This window comes from Domibacillus sp. F004 (genome assembly GCF_057814295.1).
In genome coordinates, this window is sequence record NZ_JBVATB010000071.1 from 1 (window position 1) to 255 (window position 255).

Here is a 255-nt window from a genome sequence, read left to right on the forward strand (position 1 = left end):
AGTTAAAAGGCGTCCAAGTGGAAGTAACAGAAGAAAGCTATACGTCACAAGACTGTCCGTTTTGCGGGGGCAGACACCACGCGAATGGACGAAACTTTCGTTGTTCTGTTCACCAAACAGAAATCCAACGTGATGTAAACGGCGCGCAAAACATTGCCCGTAAACAACACCACATGGCCGCGAAGCCGCTTTTATCGGTTGTCTACAAGCAGCCCGTTTGGTATAAACGGTTTTTGTCAGATGAACAACGACAAA

Annotated in this window: 1 protein-coding gene; it reads left to right on the plus strand. The window is 47.1% G+C overall.

Translation table 11 applies throughout. From position 1 onward, the window contains the following. On the plus strand, positions 1–255 hold a 255-nt coding region (locus ACZYRN_RS19450; protein ID WP_488913208.1), incomplete at both ends, for a zinc ribbon domain-containing protein.